The sequence below is a fragment of the Streptomyces sp. ERV7 genome (assembly GCF_001653515.1).
Classification (GTDB): Bacteria; Actinomycetota; Actinomycetes; order Streptomycetales; family Streptomycetaceae; genus Streptomyces.
In genome coordinates, this window is sequence record NZ_LYOY01000040.1 from 1,723,688 (window position 1) to 1,741,583 (window position 17,896).

General features: G+C 72.0%; 14 protein-coding genes. 6 read left to right on the top strand and 8 right to left on the bottom strand.

Going from position 1 to position 17,896, the window contains the following annotated elements; all coding sequences use genetic code 11:
• Positions 1-109: 109 nt before the first annotated feature.
• Together A8W25_RS22430 and A8W25_RS22435 are read right to left on the bottom strand one after the other, a co-directional pair.
• Positions 110-802 carry a response regulator gene (locus tag A8W25_RS22430; RefSeq protein WP_067164033.1) on the bottom strand — a complete coding sequence of 231 codons (693 nt, stop codon included), beginning with the start codon at positions 800-802 and terminating at the stop codon, positions 110-112.
• Positions 799-2,391, bottom strand: coding sequence for a sensor histidine kinase (locus tag A8W25_RS22435; RefSeq protein WP_067164035.1), 1,593 nt, complete (start codon positions 2,389-2,391; stop codon positions 799-801). Before A8W25_RS22435 ends, A8W25_RS22430 begins: the two co-directional genes overlap by 4 nt.
• 171 nt (positions 2,392-2,562) lie before the next feature.
• Between A8W25_RS22435 and A8W25_RS22440 the strand changes: the two genes are divergently transcribed.
• From A8W25_RS22440 to A8W25_RS34490, 3 genes are all read left to right on the top strand, one after another.
• Positions 2,563-3,957 carry a cation:dicarboxylate symporter family transporter gene (locus A8W25_RS22440; protein ID WP_067164036.1) on the top strand — a complete coding sequence of 465 codons (1,395 nt, stop codon included), beginning with the start codon at positions 2,563-2,565 and terminating at the stop codon, positions 3,955-3,957.
• 72 nt (positions 3,958-4,029) lie between these two features.
• Positions 4,030-4,803: a DUF2127 domain-containing protein gene (locus tag A8W25_RS22445; RefSeq protein WP_067164038.1), complete on the top strand. Its 774-nt coding sequence runs from the start codon at positions 4,030-4,032 to the stop codon at positions 4,801-4,803.
• 14 nt (positions 4,804-4,817) lie between these two features.
• Positions 4,818-5,165: a hypothetical protein gene (locus A8W25_RS34490; protein WP_199831791.1), complete on the top strand. Its 348-nt coding sequence runs from the start codon at positions 4,818-4,820 to the stop codon at positions 5,163-5,165.
• Between the two features lie 12 nt (positions 5,166-5,177).
• Here the strand turns inward: A8W25_RS34490 and A8W25_RS22455 are convergent, their stop codons facing one another.
• Together A8W25_RS22455 and A8W25_RS22460 are read right to left on the bottom strand one after the other, a co-directional pair.
• Complete coding sequence (locus A8W25_RS22455; RefSeq protein ID WP_067164041.1) at positions 5,178-6,053, bottom strand: aldo/keto reductase; 876 nt, start codon at positions 6,051-6,053, stop codon at positions 5,178-5,180.
• Position 6,054: 1 nt separating this feature from the next.
• Positions 6,055-6,795 (bottom strand): reductase, encoded by a 741-nt coding sequence (locus A8W25_RS22460; RefSeq protein ID WP_234386527.1) that lies wholly within the window; start codon positions 6,793-6,795, stop codon positions 6,055-6,057.
• Positions 6,796-7,083: 288 nt separating this feature from the next.
• On the opposite strand from A8W25_RS22460, the gene A8W25_RS22465 reads away from it, so the two are divergent.
• From A8W25_RS22465 to A8W25_RS22475, 3 genes are all read left to right on the top strand, one after another.
• The gene (locus A8W25_RS22465) at positions 7,084-7,515 is read left to right on the top strand and encodes a MerR family transcriptional regulator (RefSeq protein ID WP_067164043.1); all 432 of its coding nucleotides are present in this window, start codon (positions 7,084-7,086) and stop codon (positions 7,513-7,515) included.
• Complete coding sequence (gene trxA, locus A8W25_RS22470) at positions 7,512-7,847, top strand: thioredoxin (RefSeq protein ID WP_067164045.1); 336 nt, start codon at positions 7,512-7,514, stop codon at positions 7,845-7,847. Before A8W25_RS22465 ends, trxA begins: the two co-directional genes overlap by 4 nt.
• A 104-nt stretch (positions 7,848-7,951) precedes the next feature.
• The gene (locus tag A8W25_RS22475; protein WP_079126254.1) at positions 7,952-10,273 is read left to right on the top strand and encodes a HelD family protein; all 2,322 of its coding nucleotides are present in this window, start codon (positions 7,952-7,954) and stop codon (positions 10,271-10,273) included.
• Here the strand turns inward: A8W25_RS22475 and glgB are convergent.
• From glgB to A8W25_RS22495, 4 genes are all read right to left on the bottom strand, one after another.
• Positions 10,218-12,368 (bottom strand): 1,4-alpha-glucan branching enzyme, encoded by a 2,151-nt coding sequence (gene glgB / locus A8W25_RS22480; RefSeq protein ID WP_067164046.1) that lies wholly within the window; start codon positions 12,366-12,368, stop codon positions 10,218-10,220. The two genes, A8W25_RS22475 and glgB, sit on opposite strands and share 56 nt — an antisense overlap.
• A 70-nt stretch (positions 12,369-12,438) precedes the next feature.
• Positions 12,439-13,776 carry a maltokinase N-terminal cap-like domain-containing protein gene (locus tag A8W25_RS22485; RefSeq protein ID WP_067164048.1) on the bottom strand — a complete coding sequence of 446 codons (1,338 nt, stop codon included), beginning with the start codon at positions 13,774-13,776 and terminating at the stop codon, positions 12,439-12,441.
• Positions 13,777-13,988: 212 nt separating this feature from the next.
• On the bottom strand, positions 13,989-15,698 hold the full coding sequence (gene treS, locus A8W25_RS22490; protein WP_067164050.1) for a maltose alpha-D-glucosyltransferase: 1,710 nt from the start codon (positions 15,696-15,698) through the stop codon (positions 13,989-13,991).
• A complete protein-coding gene (locus A8W25_RS22495) occupies positions 15,695-17,692 on the bottom strand; it encodes an alpha-1,4-glucan--maltose-1-phosphate maltosyltransferase (protein ID WP_324616272.1) in 1,998 nt (665 codons plus the stop codon). The genes treS and A8W25_RS22495 overlap by 4 nt, the downstream gene beginning before the upstream one ends.
• Between the last annotated feature and the right edge of the window lie 204 nt (positions 17,693-17,896).

Sequence of the window (17,896 nt, forward strand, 5' to 3'; positions counted from 1 at the left end):
ACCTCCTCGGGCAGCGAGTGGCTGCCCGGTGAACGTAAAGCCGCCCCGGGGCATGGTCAATGGGGCCCGTCGGCCACCGTGAATGCCTGACGAGCCGTCAAATAGCTTGTCAGCGGCGGGAGTCGACCCAGCGGTACTGGAGCTCCGGGCGTCCGATCTGCCCGTACTGCGGGGTCCGCTCGGCGCGCCCCGTGGTGACCAGGTGCTCCAGATAGCGGCGTGCCGTGATGCGCGAGATGCCGACCGCCTCGGCCGCCGCGGAGGCGGTGACGCCCGTCGGCGAGGACCGCAGGGTGCGGGTCACCGCCTGGAGCGTGGGCGCGCTCAGCCCCTTCGGCAGGGCCGTCGGCTGCGGGACGCGCAGGGTCGACAGGGCCCGGTCGACCTCCTCCTGCCCGCTGGCCTCGCCCGCGGTCGCGCGGAACTCGGCGTACCGCACCAGCCGGTCGCGCAGGGTGGCGAAGGTGAAGGGCTTCAGGACGTACTGGACGACGCCGAGCGAGACGCCCTCGCGCACCATCGTCAGATCGCGGGCCGAGGTCACCGCGATCACATCGGCGCCGTGCCCGGCGGCCCGCAGCGAGCGCACCAGCTGGAGGCCGTGTCCGTCGGGCAGATAGAGGTCGAGCAGCAGCAGGTCGACCTCGACGCGGTCGAGCACCCGCAGCGCCTCGGCGCGCGAGTGGGCGGTCCCGGCCACCGTGAAGCCGGGCACCCGCCCGACGTACAGCCGGTGCGCGTCGGCGGCGACCGGGTCGTCCTCGACCACCAGCACTCTGATGGGCGCCGCGTCGGCCGTCATACCGGCACCTCCTCACCGCGCAGCGGCAGCCGGACGGTGAACTCGGCGCCCCCGTAAGGCCCCTGCGTCAGCGCCACGCTTCCGCCGTGCCGTGCGACCGTCATCCGCACCAGCGCGAGCCCGATGCCGCGCCCCGGGCTCTTGGTGGACCAGCCGCGCTCGAAGACGGCCTCCACGGCGGCCGGATCGACCCCGTGTCCGCTGTCCGCGACCCGGACGACCAGCTCCTCGTCCTCGGTGGTGAGGGTGACCGCGACCCGGGCGCCCACGCTGCCCTGGGCCGCGTCGACCGCGTTGTCCACCAGGTTGCCCAGGACCGTGACCAGATCGCGGGGCGGCAGGGTCGGCGGCAGCAGCCCGTCCTCGATCGCGCTGCCCTGCGTCAGGCTCAGCTCGACGCCGTGCTCGTTGGCCTGGGCCGCCTTGCCGAGCAGCAGCGCGGCGAGCACCGGCTCGCCGACGGCGGTGACGACCTGGTCGGTGAGGGCCTGCGCGAGCTCCAGCTCGGCGGTCGCGAACTCCACGGCCTCCTCGGTCCGGCCCAGCTCGATCAGCGAGACCACCGCGTGCAGCCGGTTCGCGGCCTCGTGCGCCTGCGCCCGCAGGGCCTGGGTGAACCCGCGCTCGGAGTCCAGCTCGCCCGAGAGGTGCTGGAGTTCGGTGTGGTCGCGCAGGGTCACCACGGTGCCCCGGCGGCCGCCGCTGGAGACCGGCCGGGTGTTCACCACGACGATCCGGTCGGCCGTCATATGGACCTCGTCCGCCCTCGGCTCGCTCGCGAGCAGCGCCCCGGCGAGCGGCGCGGGCAGCCCGAGCTCGGCCACCGACCGGCCCACCGCGTCCTCGCCGAGCCCGAGCAGCTCCCGGCCGCCGTCGTTGATCAGCGCGATCCTGCGCTGCCCGTCCAGCATCAGCAGCCCCTCGCGCACCGCGTGCAGCGCGGCCTCGTGATAGTCGTGCATCTGGCTCAGCTCGGCCGCGTTCATCCCGTGGGTGTGCCGCCGCAGCCGCGCGTTGATCACATATGTGCCGAGGCCGCCGAACGCCAGCACTCCGGAGGCGACCGCGAGCAGCGCCGCCACCTGCTTGCGCACCTGCTCGCTGATCTTGTCGATGGTGATGCCCGCGCTGACCAGGGCGGTGATCCGGCCGTGGTCGCGCACCGGCGAGACGACCCGTACGGAAGGGCCGAGCACCCCCATGTGCGTCTCGCTGAACGTCTCGCCGCGCAGCGCGGGCCGGATGTCGCCGAGGTACTTGCGGCCGATCTCGCCGGGCACGGGATGCGTCCAGCGGGTCCCGTCCGGCGCGAGGATCACCACGAAGTCGACGCCGGAGGTGTGCCGCAGGGTCTCCGCGTACGGCTGGAGGACCGACGTCGGGTCCTCGGAGCGGACCGCCTCGACCACCGCGGGCGAGGTGGCGACGGCGGTCGCGATGGCGGTGGTCTGGCGCCGCGCGGTCTCCTCGGCCTGGGCCCGGTCCTGGACGTACGAGTAGAGCGCGCAGCCCGCCACGATCGCCGCGACCAGCACCACCTGCATGGCGAAGAGCTGGCCCGCGAGGCTGCGGGGACGGGGTATGCGCATGCCGGACAGTGTGCACCCGCGCACATCACCGTTCGGACAAGGCGCGTGAACGAAATGCACGCAAGGGTGACCGGCGTCACAGCCTGGGCGATAGTCGCGGAGATCCATCGGGCCACCGGAACACAGACGCACGTACGCGGGACGCGTACGGAAGCAGGAGGAGGCACCCCCGTGACCCCAGCAGCCGCACGCCGGGACCGTACGCACTATCTGTATCTCGCCGTGATCGCCGCGGTGCTCGCCGGTATCACCGTCGGCTTCGCCGCCCCCGGGGTGGCCGTCGAGCTCAAGCCGATCGGCACCGGCTTTGTGAACCTGATCAAGATGATGATCTCGCCGATCATCTTCTGCACGATCGTGCTCGGCATCGGATCGGTCCGCAAGGCCGCCAAGGTCGGCGCGGTCGGCGGGCTCGCGCTCGGCTACTTCATGGTGATGTCGACCGTGGCGCTCGCCATCGGCCTGGTCGTCGGCAACATCCTGGAGCCCGGCTCCGGCCTCCACCTCACCGAGGCGACCCGGCACGCGGGCGCCAAGCAGGCGGCCGGGGCCGGCGAGTCCACCACGGAGTTCCTGCTCGGGATCATCCCCAAGACGATGGTCTCCTCCTTCACCGAGGGCCAGGTCCTGCAGACCCTGCTGATCGCGCTGCTGGTGGGCTTCGCGCTGCAGGCGATGGGCTCGGCGGGCGAGCCGGTGCTGCGCGGCGTCGGGCACATCCAGAAGCTGGTCTTCCGGATCCTGTCGATGGTGATGTGGGCGGCGCCGCTCGGCGCGTTCGGCGCCATCGCGGCGGTGGTCGGCGAGACCGGCACGGACGCCCTGAAGTCACTGGCCGTCATCATGGTCGGCTTCTACATCACCTGCGCGCTCTTCGTCTTCGTCGTCCTCGGTACGCTGCTGCGCCTGCTGGCCGGGGTGAACATCTTCCGGCTGCTGAAGTACCTGGGCCGCGAGTTCCTGCTGATCCTCTCCACCTCCTCCTCCGAGACGGCGCTGCCCCGGCTGATCGCCAAGATGGAGCACCTGGGCGTGAGCCGGTCGGTGGCGGGCATCACGGTGCCGACGGGCTACTCCTTCAACCTGGACGGCACCGCGATCTACCTCACGATGTCCTCGCTCTTCATCGCCAACGCCATGGGTGACCCGCTCGGCGCCGGACAGCAGATCTCCCTGCTCCTGTTCATGATCGTCGCCTCCAAGGGCGCCGCCGGAGTGACCGGCGCGGGCATGGCGACCCTGGCCGGCGGCCTCCAGTCGCACCGCCCCGAACTCGTCGACGGCGTCGGCCTGATCGTCGGCATCGACCGCTTCATGAGCGAGGCACGGGCGCTGACCAACTTCGCGGGCAACGCGGTCGCCACGGTCCTGGTGGGCACCTGGACCAAGGAGATCGACACGGCGCGGGTCGAGGAGGTCCTCGCGGGCCGCGTCCCGTTCGACGAGCTCGCGTTCGCGGCGAGCGACCCGCACGCGGCGGCCGCCCCGGAGAAGCCGGAGGTCACGCTCGCCAAGGACACCGCCGCCCCGGACGTTCCCGAGCAGCGGGAACCCGCCACCCGCTGACCGCGTCCGGACAGGTGTCCACTACCGTGCGGGGCGTCCGTCCGGCAGCGGGTGGCGGGGAGAGCGAGCGGAATGAAGATCGACTGGGACCGGCGCACCTGCGCGCGCAAGGGCCATGTGACGTACGAGCCGAGCGAGACGGAGCTGCGCGAGCGGCTGCGCGCCCACACCGGGCTCGGCGAGGCCTGGCGCTGTCTGCGCTGCGGCGACTTCGCCCTCGGCACCCCGCACGGCTCGGGGCCCGCCGACGACGCGCCGCTGGTGCCGCGCGGCAAGGTGCTGCGGGATCTGTTCATCCTGCGGTTCCTGGCCGTGGAGCGGCTGGTGCGCGGGGTGTTCATCGTCCTGGTGGCGGCCGCGGTGTGGAAGTTCAGCAACAGCCAGGACTCGGTGCGCAGGCTCTTCGACGAGAACCTGGACGTCTTCCGCCCGGTGTTCCAGCACTTCCACTACGACCTCGACCACTCGCCGGTCGTGGACACCATCCAGAAGTCCTTCGGCTACAAGCACTCCACGCTGGTGGCGGTCGCTGCGGCGCTGCTCGTGTACGCGCTGATCGAGATCGTGGAGGCCGTCGGGCTGTGGCGGGCCGAGCGCTGGGCGGAGTACCTCACCGTGGTGGCCACGGCGGCGTTCCTGCCGCTGGAGATCTACGAGCTGACCGAGAAGATCAGCTACCTCAAGATCGCCACGCTGGGGCTCAATGTCCTCGCCGTGCTCTACATCCTGCTCTCCAAGCGCCTGTTCGGCCTGCGCGGCGGGCGGGCAGCCTTTGAGGCGGAGAGGCACAGCGCGTCGCTGATGGAGGTCGAGGCGACGGCCGGCCTCGCGGTGGGGACGACGTGAAGGGAAGCCGCACGATGAGCAACACGAGCAAGAAGTTCGCCGTGGTACTGGCCCTGCTCCTGGGCACGGCCCTGGTGGCCCCGGCGGCGGCCGAGGCGGCGCCGGGCGCGGTGGTGCGGACGGTGTCCGCGCCGCCCGCGTCCGGCGCGCTCGCGCCCGCCGCCGCACCGGCGGCGGCGCACCAGGCGTTCGGACACGCCTCGCATGTGACCCTGGCCAAGCCCAAGAAGAAGAAAAAGAAGAAGAGCTTCCTCAAGAAGCTGGGCATCTTCCTGCTGGTGATCTTCCTGCTCTTCGTGGCGTTCGTCGTCCTGGTGATCTGGCTGATCGTGCGCCGGATCCGCAGGCGCCGCGCCGGCTGACGTACCCGCCCCTCACGGCAGCAGCGCCAGCTCCTGCTCGTCGAGGACCAGATCAGCGGCCGCCGCCGAGTCCCGTACGGACTCGGGGCGGCTGCCGCCCGGGATGGGGATCACGTTCGGGGAGCGGTCGAGCAGCCAGGCCAGGGCGACCTGCTGGGGGCTGACCCCGCGTGCACGGGCCACGGTGTGGAAGCCGTCGTACGCGGAGTCGGCGGCCACTGCCGACGGCCCGTCCAGCGAGCTCCGCGAGATACCGCCGAGCGGACTCCACGGCAGGAACGCGAGCCCCAGCTCGGCGGTGAGCCGCAGCTCGGGCTCGGCGTCGCGGACGGCGGCGGAGTAGCGGTTCTGCACGGAGACCAGCCGCTCCCCGAGGATGTCGCGGGCCAGCCGGATCTGTTCCGGGTCCGCGTTGGAGATCCCGGCGAGCCGGACCGTACCGTCGTCGAGGAGCTCGCGCAGGGCGCCGAGCGAGTCCGCGTACGGGACGGCCGGGTCCGGCTTGTGCAGCTGGTAGAGGCCGATCGCCTCGGTCCCGAGCCGCCGCAGTGACTCCTTCGCGGCGCGCTCGATGTGCTCCGGTCGCCCGTCGACGCTCCAGTCCCCGTTGTCGGTGCGCCCGCGCCCGCCCTTGGTGGCGACGAGGACGCCGGAGGTGTCACCGCCGTACGAGGCGAGCGCGCGGGCGAGGAGCAGCTCGTTGTGACCGGGCTCGCCGCCGGGCGCGTAGTACGAGTCGGCGGTGTCGAGCAGGGTGATCCCCGCGTCGAGCGCGGCGTGGACGGTGGCGAGGGCGCGGGCCTCGTCGGGCCGCCCCTCGATGGACAGGGGCATGGCGCCGTACCCGATGGCGCTGACCTTTACTTCTCCAAGTGTGCGGTACCGCATGTCAGTTGTCCCCCTGGGTGGCGACCAGGGTCTGCGTCACGGCGTCGCCGAGCCAGTCCCCGGTGTGCGAGAAGGTGAAGCCGAGCTGCTCGGCGCGGGTGTTGTCCATGCCGTACGAGCGCCGGAAGGAGAACGGCGAGACCTCGCCGACCTCCACCGCCCGGTAGCGTGCGGGCCCGCCGTCGATCGCGGCCACGATGTCCTCGGTGGTGAGCGGGCCGTGCGAGGCGGCGTTGACGGGCCCGGTGAAGTCCTGCCCGCCCGCCCAGAAGAGGAAGTCGGCGATCTCGTCGACGTTGACGTACGTGGCGGGCTGGTTGGGGGCGGCCACGGCGATGGGCTCGCTGTCGCGCAGCCGGTCGGCGTAGTGCGCGACCCGCCCGGTGAAGTCGTCGGCGCCGCCGAGGACGTGGGCGACGCGGACGGAGACGTACGGGAAGGCGGGCGCGGCGGCGAACACGGCTTCGGCCTGCCGCTTGCCGTCGCCGTAGTGCGAGTCGAGGAACTCGTGGTCATCCCAGGGGAGTTCGAGGTCGACGTCGATGTGGCGGGGGTCGACGGCGCTCTCGCGCACGGGCTCGGCCGAGTCCTCGTACTCGTACACCTCGACCGTCGACGTCATCACATAGCGTCGGGTGCGGTGGGCGAAGACGCGGCGGGCGGTGGCGGCCTGGCGCGGGGTGTAGCCGGTTGCGGGGGCTCCGCCCCCTGCACCCCGCTTCTTTTCGTCTGCGGACCGCACTGGGTTGCTCGCGCAGTTCCCCGCGCCCCTAGGGGGCCGGCCGCAGGCCCCGCTCCAGGGGCGCGGGGAACTGCGCGGCCAGTCCCCACCGGCCCGCAGGGCGACGCGAAGCAGGATGCAGGGCCGCAGGCCGACACAGAGCGGGGTGCAGGGGACGCAGGCGCCGCAAAGGGGGCCGGGGTGTAGCCGCCGGGAAGCCCACTGCAACCCCCGGAGGGTCCAGGTGAAGGGGCGGGGTGGGGCCTCCTCCCTTGCCTTGACGTCCGCGTCAAGGATTACCGTCGGCTCATGCGAATCGGCGAACTGGCCGCAAGGGCAGGCACCACCACCCGCGCCCTGCGCTACTACGAGTCGCGCGGGCTGCTGACCGCGCGGCGGGCGGAGAACGGGTACCGGGCGTACGACGAGGACGACCTGCGGCTGCTGCGGCAGATCCGGACCCTGCAGGACTTCGGGTTCGAGCTGGAGGAGACCCGGCCGTTCGTGGAGTGTCTGCGGGCGGGCCACGAGGCCGGGGACACCTGCCCCGCCTCGCTCGCCGTGTACCGGCGCAAGCTCGCCGAGCTCGACGGGCTCATCGGGCAGCTCCGGTCCGTACGCGACCAGGTCGGCGTGCAGCTGGCGCGGGCCGAGACGGCCCGTGCCGAGCTGGAGGCCGGTTCGTCGACGCCCGGGGCTCCCGGGTGCGAACTGACAGGAATGACGGAGGGGTTGGGATGACGGTTCAGGCCGTGGGTGTGGACGTGGTGACGGACGCGACCTTCGAGGCGGAGGTGCTGGCGGCGGATCTGCCGGTGCTCGTGGAGTTCACCGCCGAGTGGTGCGGCCCGTGCCGCCAGCTCGCGCCGGTGCTGAGCCAGATCGCCTTCGAGGAGGGCGACCGGCTCAAGGTGGTGCAGCTGGACGTGGACAAGGACCCGGAGACGACCCTGAAGTACGGGGTGCTCTCGATGCCGACGCTGATGGTCTTCCGCGCGGGCGAGCCCGTGAAGTCGATGGTGGGCGCGCGCCCCAAGCGCCGGCTCATGCAGGAGCTGGAAGACGTCCTGTAGTAGGCGATAAGTGCCAGAGAAACAAAAAGCCCCGGTCCGATATTGCGGCCGGGGGTTTTCTCTGCGTATATTGGACTCTTCGTGTGTGCGTGAATAACAAACACATGAAGAACCCTTACAGAAAGCACTGTATCGCGTCAGGAGCGGAATTGTCAACCGAGGAAATTCGGAAAGAACAGCAATTCATCGACAGCCTCTACGCGCGCCTCGAAGACCTGCGCGCGCAGGCCGAGGTGTCGGTGCGACGCGCCCTCGCGCAGGTCGGGACCGGTCTCCAGGCGCGGCTTGAGCGCGATGTGCTGGTGGCCGAGCAGTCCGGACTGCTCAGCGCGCTCGACGGCGGCGAGAACGGACTCTGCTTCGGCCGCCTCGACTTCTCCGACGGCCGCGCCCACCACATCGGCCGTATCGGAATCCGCCGTGAGGACAAGGAACGCACGCCGCTCGTGATCGACTGGCGGGCCGATGTGGCGCGCCCGTTCTATCTCGCGACCGGATACACGCCGATGGGGCTGCGCCGCAGGCGGCACCTCACCACCCAGGGGCGTACGGTCACCGCGCTGCACGACGAGATCCTCGACCTCACCGACGCGGCCCGCACCGGGCACGAGGGCGCGGACGCCGACGCGGTGCTGCTCGCGGCGCTCGACGCGGCCCGCACCGGCCGGATGCACGACATCGTGCAGACCATCCAGGCCGAGCAGGACCGGATCATCCGGGCCCCGCAGCGCGGGGTGCTCGTCGTCGAGGGCGGGCCCGGCACCGGCAAGACGGCGGTCGCGCTGCACCGGGCGGCGTATCTGCTCTACGCCTACCGCGAGCAGCTGGCCCGGCGTGCCGTCCTGATCGTCGGCCCCAACCCCGCCTTCCTCGGGTACATCGGCGAGGTGCTGCCCGCGCTCGGTGAGACCGGCGTGCTGCTCGCCACCCTGGGCGAGCTCTTCCCCGGCGTGCGCGCCGAGGGGACCGACACCCCGGCCGCCGCCGAGGTCAAGGGCCGGGCCGAGATGGCCGAGGTGCTCGCCAAGGCCGTACGCGACCGGCAGACCGTGCCGCACACCGCCGCCGAGATCGACCACGAGGGGTACGGGACGCTCAGCCTCGACCGGGCCATGGCCGAGGACGCCCGCTGGCGGGCCCGCGAGAGCGGACTGCCGCACAACCTGGCCCGTCCGCACTTCGCCTTCCACATCATCGACGCGCTCACCGCGCAGCTGGCCGAGCGGATCGGGGCCGATCCGCTCGGCGGCGAGAACCTGCTCGGCCCCGACGACCTCGCCCAGCTCGGCAAGGAGATCGCCACCAGCCGCGAGGTGCACACCGCCATCGACGAGTTCTGGCCCGCGCTCACCCCGCAGGACTTCGTCGCGGACTTCCTGGCCGACCCCGTCCATCTGGACGCGTGCGACGCCGAGGTGATCCGCCGCGAGGGCGGGGCCTGGACGGCGGCCGACGTGCCGCTGCTCGACGAGGCCGCCGAACTCCTCGGCGAGGACGACTCGGCCGCCCGTGCCGCCGCCGAGGCCGAGCGCCAGGACCGGATCGCGTACGCGCAGGGCGTCCTCGACCTCTCCGCGGGCTCGGAGAGCTTCGAGTTCGAGGACGAGGAGTCCGAGGTGCTCGCGGCCCACGACATCATCGACGCCGAGCGGTTCGCGGACCGCCACGAGGAGGCCGACCACCGCAGCGCCGCCGAGCGCGCCGCCGCCGACCGCACCTGGGCCTTCGGCCACATCATCGTGGACGAGGCGCAGGAGCTCTCCGCGATGGCCTGGCGACTGCTGATGCGCCGCTGCCCGACCCGCTCGCTCACCCTGGTCGGCGACCCCGCCCAGACCGCCGAGGCCGCTGGCGTCGGCTCCTGGCAGCGGATTCTTCAGCCGTACGTGGAGGACCGCTGGGAGCATGCGCGCCTCGGGGTCAACTACCGTACGCCCGCCGAGATCATGGAGGTCGCGGCGCGGGTCTGCCGTGCGGTGGACCCGGCGTTCGAGCCGCCGAGCTCGGTACGGGCCACCGGCGTGCGGCCCTGGGCGCGCGAGGCCGCGCCGGACGCGCTCGCGCACGCCGTCGCCGAGGCGGTGAAGGCGGAGACCCCCGAGGCCGGGCGCCTCGCGGTGATCGCGCCGCGCACCCTGCACCCCGCGCTGCACGCCGCGCTCCCGGACGTCCCGCCGGGCGAGCCCGATCTGACCCGCCCGGTGGTCCTGCTCGACCCGCGTCAGGCCAAGGGCCTGGAGTTCGACACGGTCCTGGTGGTGGAGCCGGGCGAGTACGGGGTGAGCGATCTGTACGTGGCGCTGACCCGGGCCACCCAGCGGCTCGGCGTGCTGCACTCGGCGCCGCTGTCCGAGGCGCTGGCGGACGCGCTCACACCGGCCGCAGCCACACCGTGGCCAGCGGCGGCAGGGTCAGCTGGATGCTGACCGGCCGGCCGTGGCTCGGGGTGGAGTCCGGCTTGAGGGGGTCCTCGTTGCGGATGTCGCCGCCGCCGTAGCGCGCGGCGTCCGTGTTGAGGACCTCCGTCCAGGCGGAGACGGAGTCGGGGACGCCCAGGCGGTAGTCGTGGCGGACCACCGGGGAGAAGTGGGAGACGGCGAGCAGGGGCGCGCCGGAGGCGTCGTGGCGCAGGAACGCGAAGACGTTGTCCTCCGCCGCGTCGCCCGCGATCCACGCGAAGCCGTCCGGGTCGGTGTCGCGCTGCCACAGCGGCGGGGCGTCGCGGTAGACCGTGTTGAGGTCGCGGACCAGGTCGCGTACGCCCCGGTGGTCGGGCTCGGCCGAGTAGGACGGGTCGAGCAGCCACCAGTCGGGGCCGTGCGTCTCCGACCACTCCGCCCCCTGGGCGAACTCCTGGCCCATGAACAGGAGCTGCTTGCCGGGGTGTGCCCACATGAAGCCCAGATAGGCGCGGTGGGTGGCGCGCCGCTGCCACCAGTCGCCGGGCATCTTGGAGACCAGTGAGCGCTTGCCGTGGACGACCTCGTCGTGGGAGATCGGCAGGACGTAGTTCTCGCTGTACGCGTACACCATCGAGAAGGTCATCTCGTGGTGGTGGTACTTGCGGTGGACCGGCTCGTGGGCCGCGTAGCCCAGCGAGTCGTGCATCCAGCCCATGTTCCACTTCAGGCCGAAGCCCAGCCCGCCGAAGCCACCGGGGCCCACATGGTGGGTCGCGCGTGTCACGCCGTCCCACGCCGTGGACTCCTCGGCGATGGTGATCACGCCGGGGCAGCGGCGGTAGACCGTGGCGTTCATCTCCTGGAGGAAGGCCACCGCGTCCAGGTTCTCCCGGCCGCCGTGCTCGTTGGGCGACCACTGGCCCGCCTCGCGCGAGTAGTCCAGATAGAGCATCGAGGCGACCGCGTCCACCCGCAGGCCGTCGATGTGGAACTCCTCGCACCAGTACGTGGCGTTGGCCACCAGGAAGTTGCGGACCTCCTTGCGGCCGTAGTCGAACTCCAGGGTGCCCCAGTCGGGGTGCTCGGAGCGCGCCGGGTCCTCGTGCTCGTACAGCGTGCGCCCGTCGAAGGAGGCCAGCGCCCAGTCGTCCTTCGGGAAGTGCGCGGGCACCCAGTCGACGATCACCCCGATCCCGGCCCGGTGCAGCGCGTCCACCAGGAAGCGGAAGTCGTCCGGGGTGCCCATCCGGGCGGTGGGGGCGTAGAAGCCGGTCACCTGGTAGCCCCAGGAGCCGCCGAAGGGATGTTCGGCCACCGGCAGGAACTCGACGTGGGTGAAGCCCAGGTCGCGTACGTACGCCGGGAGCTGCTCGGCGAGCTGACGGTAGGTCAGGCGCGGGCGCCAGGACGCCAGGTGCACCTCGTACACCGAGAACGGGGACTCGTGGACCGGCCGGTCGCCGCGCGCCGCCATCCACAGCTCGTCCTGCCACACGTGGTGCGACCCGGTCACGATCGACGCGGTTGCGGGCGGCACCTCGGTGCGCCTCGCCATCGGGTCGGCCCGCAGGGTGTGCGAGCCGTCGGGGCGGGTGATCTCGAACTTGTAGAGCGCGCCCTCGCCGACGCCCGGCAGGAACAGCTCCCACACCCCGGTGGAGCCGAGCGAGCGCATCGGGTACGCGGTGCCGTCCCAGTAGCAGAAGTCTCCGGTGACGCGGACGCCGAGGGCGTTGGGGGCCCAGACGGTGAACCGGGTGCCGGGCACGCCCTGGTGCGTCATCGGGCAGGCGCCCAGCGCCGTCCACAGCTCCTCGTGGCGGCCCTCGCCGATCAGATGCAGATCGAGCTCGCCGAGCGCGGGCAGGAAGCGGTACGGGTCCTCGGCCTCGATCTCGTTGTCGTCATAGGTGACGAGGAGGGAGTACCCGGGGACCTCGCGCAGGGGCAGCACCCCGGAGAACAGGCCGTCGCCCTCGTCGTGCAGCTCGGCGCGCAGCCCCTTCGCCAGGACGGTCACGGCCCGCGCGTACGGGCGCAGCACCCGGAACGCGACGCCGCCGCGCACCGGGTGGGCGCCGAGCAGCGCGTGCGGGTCGTGGTGCGCCCCGGCGAGCAGCCGGGCGCGGTCCTCGGCGGAGAGCGGGCGGTCACGGGTACGGCCTCCTCGGGGTGGTGCGGGGTAGGGGTCAGTCCTGGGCCAGTCGGCGGACCGCCGCCATCGGGACGGCGAGCCAGTCGGGGCGGTGGCGGGCCTCGTACAGCACCTCGTACACCGCCTTGTCGGTCTCGTACGCCCGCAGCAGCTCGGGTTCGTCGCGCGGGTCGGTGCCCGCGGCCGCCGCGTAGCCCGTGCAGTACGCGTCCCGGCAGGACTCGGCCCACTCGGGGCGCCACGGGAGCTGGGTGCGGGCCGCGTAGTCGAAGGAGCGCAGCATGCCGGCGATGTCGCGGACCGGCGGCTGCGGGCGGCGGCGCTCGGCCAGCGGCCGGGCGGGCTCGCCCTCGAAGTCGATGACGGCCCACTCGCCGCCGTCGGTGCGCAGGGTCTGGCCCAGATGCAGATCGCCGTGGACGCGCTGGGCGGGCCGGGGCCCGGCCACCCGGGTCACCGCGTCGAAGGCGGCGCGCAGCCCGGGCACATGGGGCAGCAGCGTCGGCACCGCCTGGGCCGCCGCCTCCAGGCGCTCGTGCATCGCGGTGGCGAGCAGCTCGGTCTGGGCACGGCCGAGGGTGACCACCGGCAGCGCGTCGGCGAGCGCGGTGTGCACTTCGGCGGTGGCCCGGCCGAGCGCATGGGCCTCGCGGGTGAAGTCACGCCGGTCGGCGAGCGCGCGCAGCGCCAGCTGCCAGCCGTCCTGCGAGCCGCGCAGGAACGGCTGGAGCACGGCGAGCGTGGCGTTCTCGGGCCGCTCCGTCTGGATCCAGGCCGCGGGCGCGGGCACCCGGGCGCACCCGTGCCGCGCCAGGACCAGCGGAAGCTCCAGGTCGGGGTTGACCCCGAAGTGGATCCGACGGAATACCTTGAGGATGAACGTATCTCCGTACACCAGCGAGGAGTTGGACTGCTCGGCGGCGAGGAGGCGCGGTGCGAGCCCGGCCGGGACGGGGAGGCCGGCGTCGCAGCCGAAGCGCAGCGGGCCCAGCCGCCCCGGGGTGCGCAGCCGCTCCAGGAGCAGCGCGGCGACCTGGGGGTCCTGGAGGGCGTCGTAGACGGTGAGCCCGGTCAGCGGTCCGGCGGTGGCGTGGCCGACGAGCGCGGGGGCGAGCGGCGGCGGCAGCACCTTCCGTACGCCGAGCAGCAGCTGGTACACATCGCCGGGCTCGGGGGCGGCGGCCGGCTGCTCGGCCCGGACGAGCAGATGCAGAGTGCCCGGGAGCAGCTCGGTGACCGAGGCGAGCGAGAAGCCGGTGACGGGGCGGCCCTTGCCCGCGAACCAGCGCTGTCTGGGGAGCCATTCGTGCAGCAGGGGCGCCAGCGAGGGCAGCAGCGCGACAGGAGTCAGGGTGGGTGCGGCCTTGGGCATGGCAGCGCGTCCTTTCCCCGGGCTCACAGCAGGATGTGCGCAGAGTGTCCCGGATTGCGGCATGGGCTGTCCGGCGGCGCGCGGAGCGTCCGGTGTGCCACTGGGAGCGGTCCGGAGCGTCGCTGAGGAGAGTGCCCCGGGCGGGCGGCAGGAAACCGGCCCGCCCGGGGAGGCCCGGGGGCCGCCCGAAAGCGCCCCCCGGCCGGGTGGGTTCAGCCGATCACGATGCAGTCCTTGCGCAGCCGGAACCAGTAGAAGCCGTGCCCCGCGAGGGTGAGCAGATACGGCCACTGGCCGATGGCCGGAAAGCGCACCCCGCCGATCAGCTCCACCGGATGGGCTCCGGCGAAGGCCCGCAGATCCAGCTCGGTGGGCTGGGCGAACCGCGAGAAGTTGTTCACGCACAGCACGAGGTCGTCGTTGTGCTCCCGCAGGAACGCCAGGACCGCCGGGTTGGAGGACGGGAGCTCGGTGTACGAGCCGAGACCGAAAGCGGGGTTCTGCTTGCGGATCTCGATCATCCGGCGGGTCCAGTGCAGCAGCGACGACGGCGAGGCCATGGCGGCCTCCACGTTGGTCACCTGGTAGCCGTAGACCGGGTCCATGATCGTGGGCAGGAAGAGGCGTCCTGGATCGCAGGACGAGAAGCCCGCGTTGCGGTCGGGCGTCCACTGCATGGGGGTCCGTACGGCGTCCCGGTCACCCAGCCAGATGTTGTCGCCCATCCCGATCTCGTCCCCGTAGTAGAGGATCGGCGAGCCGGGCAGGGAGAGCAGCAGGGCCGTGAACAGCTCGATCTGGTTGCGGTCGTTGTCCAGCAGCGAGGCGAGCCGGCGCCGGATGCCGATGTTGGCGCGCATCCGGGGGTCCTTGGCGTACTCCGCGTACATGTAGTCGCGCTCTTCGTCCGTGACCATTTCGAGGGTCAGCTCGTCGTGGTTGCGCAGGAAGATGCCCCACTGGCAGGTCTTGGGGATGGCCGGGGTCTTGGCGAGCACCTCGGAGACCGGGTAGCGGCTCTCCCGGCGCACGGCCATGAAGATGCGCGGCATCACGGGGAAGTGGAACGCCATATGGCACTCGTCGCCGCCCGCGGCGTAGTCGCCGAAGTAGTCGACGACGTCCTCGGGCCACTGGTTGGCCTCGGCGAGCAGCACCGTGTCCGGGTAGCTCGCGTCGATCTCGGCCCGGACCCGCTTGAGGAAGTCGTGGGTCGCGGGCAGGTTCTCGCAGTTGGTGCCCTCCTCCTGGTAGAGGTACGGGACGGCGTCGAGGCGGAAGCCGTCGATGCCCAGGTCCAGCCAGAACCGCAGCGCGGCCAGGATCTCGTCCTGGACGGCCGGGTTCTCGTAGTTGAGGTCGGGCTGGTGGGAGAAGAAGCGGTGCCAGTAGTACTGCTTGCGTACGGGGTCGAAGGTCCAGTTGGAGGTCTCGGTGTCGACGAAGATGATCCGGGCGTCCTGGAACTGCTTGTCGTTGTCGGCCCAGACGTAGTACTCGCCGTACGGGCCCGCGGGGTCTTTCCGCGACTCCTGGAACCACGGGTGCTGGTCGCTGGTGTGGTTCATCACGAAGTCGATGATCACGCGCATGCCGCGCTGGTGGGCGGCGTCCACGAACTCCACGAAGTCGGCGAGGTCGCCGAACTCCGGGAGGACCGCGGTGTAGTCCGAGACGTCGTAACCGCCGTCCCGCAGCGGTGACTTGAAGAAGGGCGGCAGCCAGAGGCAGTCCACCCCCAGCCACTGCAGGTAGTCGAGTTTGGCGGTGATGCCCTTGAGATCCCCTACGCCGTCGCCGTTGCTGTCCTGGAAGGACCGCACGAGCACCTCGTAGAAGACGGCCCGCTTGAACCATTCGGGATCGCGGTCCTTGGCGGGAGTGTCCTCGAAGGTGTCGTGGACGGGCTCGTTGACGATCATGGTGTGGGTGACCCTCCGATCGGCGGGGACGGTCGCAGGACCAGGACGTGCGCGGGCGCGCGGCCCGGCTCTAGGCGCACGTAGTTGGCCCTGCCCCAGTGGTAGGTCTCACCGGTGAGCTCGTCGCGCACCGGGACGGACTCGTGCCACGAGAGGCCGAGTTCCGGCATGTCCAACGAGACCGTGGCCTCCTGGGTGTGGTGGGGGTCGAGGTTGGCGACCACCAGAACGGTGTTCGACCCCGAGCGCTTGCTGTACGCGAGCACCGCGTCGTTGTCGGTGTGGTGGAAGCGCAGCGAACGCAGCTGCCGCAGTGCCGGGTGACGGCGGCGGATCCGGTTGAGCGAGGTCAGCAGCGGGGCGAGGGAACGGCCCGCCCGCTCGGCCGCCTCCCAGTCGCGGGGCCGCAGCTCGTACTTCTCCGAGTTCAGGTACTCCTCGCTGCCGTCGTGCAGCGCCGTGCCCTCGCACAGCTCGTAGCCCGCGTACACGCCCCAGCTGGGGGAGAGCGTCGCGGCGAGCACCGCGCGCACCTCGAAGGCGGGACGGCCGCCGTGCTGGAGGTAGGCGTGCAGGATGTCCGGCGTGTTCACGAAGAAGTTGGGGCGCATGTACGCGGCCGTCTCGCCGGTCAGCTCGGTGAGGTAGTCGGTCAGCTCCTGCTTGCCGTTGCGCCAGGTGAAGTACGTGTACGACTGCTGGAAGCCGATCCGGGCGAGCGTGTGCATCATCGCGGGCCGGGTGAAGGCCTCGGCGAGGAACACCACGTCCGGGTCGGACCCGTTGACCTCGGCGAGCACCTGCTCCCAGAACACCACCGGCTTGGTGTGCGGGTTGTCGACGCGGAAGATCCGCACGCCGTGGTCCATCCAGAACCGCAGGATCCGCACGGTCTCGGCGACCAGACCGGGCATGTCGCGGTCGAAGGCGATCGGGAAGATGTCCTGGTACTTCTTGGGCGGGTTCTCGGCGTACGCGATGGTGCCGTCGGCCCGGTGGTGGAACCACTCGGGGTGCTTGTCCACCCAGGGGTGGTCCGGCGAGCACTGGAGCGCGAAGTCGAGGGCGACCTCCATGCGCAGATCGCGGGCCGTGCGCACGAAGTGGTCGAAGTCGTCGAGGGTGCCGAGGTCGGGGTGGACCGCGTCGTGCCCGCCGGCCGGCGAGCCGATGGCCCAGGGCACGCCGACGTCGCCGGGCGCGGCCGACAGACTGTTGTTGGGGCCCTTGCGGAAGGTGGTGCCGATGGGGTGCACGGGCGGCAGATAGACCACGTCGAAGCCCATCGCGGCGACCGCGGGAAGCCGTTCGGCGGCGGTCCGGAAGGTGCCGCTCACCGGCGGCTTCCCGGGCTCGACGACCGCGCCCTCGGAGCGCGGGAACAGCTCGTACCAGGAGCCGTACAGCGCCCGCTCCCGCTCGACCAGCAGCGGCAACGGCTCACTGGCGCTGACCAGTTCGCGCAGCGGATGGCGGGCCAGGGCGGCCGCCGCCTCGGGGGCCAGGGCCGCGGCGAGCCGGGCGGCCGACGGGCGGGAGCCGTCGCGCAGCGCGTCCACCGCGGCCAGCACCGCCTCGCGCCCCTTGGTCTTCGGCACCCCGCGCGCGGCCCGCTCGTACAGCGCCGCGCCCTCCGCCAGGACCAGCTCGGTGTCCAGACCCGCCGGGATCTTGATCGAGGCGTGCCGGCGCCAGGTGGCCACCGGGTCGCTCCACGCCTCGACCGTATACGACCAGTGCCCTTCGGCCGCCGGGGTGACCTCGGCGCCCCAGCGGTCGCTGCCGGGCGCCAGCTCGCGCATCGGCGTCCACGGGCCGGGCCGCCCGCGGGGGTCGCGCAGGACCACGTTGGCGGCGACCGCGTCATGGCCTTCTCGGAAGACGGTGGCGGTGACCATGAAGGTCTCGCCCGCCACCGCCTTCGCCGGCCTTCTGCCGCAGTCGACGGCGGGGCGGACGTCCAGGACGGGGATACGGCCGATGGGCAGATTCACGGGCTCACCTGGTGGCTGGTGGGTACGGGGCGTGGCGGGGTCTGCTCTTTGTAACTGCTCCGTCGACGGGTGACGGGCTGGGGGCATGGCCGCTCCTGTCCGCGTTCACTCGGGTGGCGGTCAGCGGTTGCACGGACGGCGTCCTCACGGTGGAGCCTTCCACGGGGTCCGAGTGGGCATTCCGGTGGTTTGTTAACTACCTGG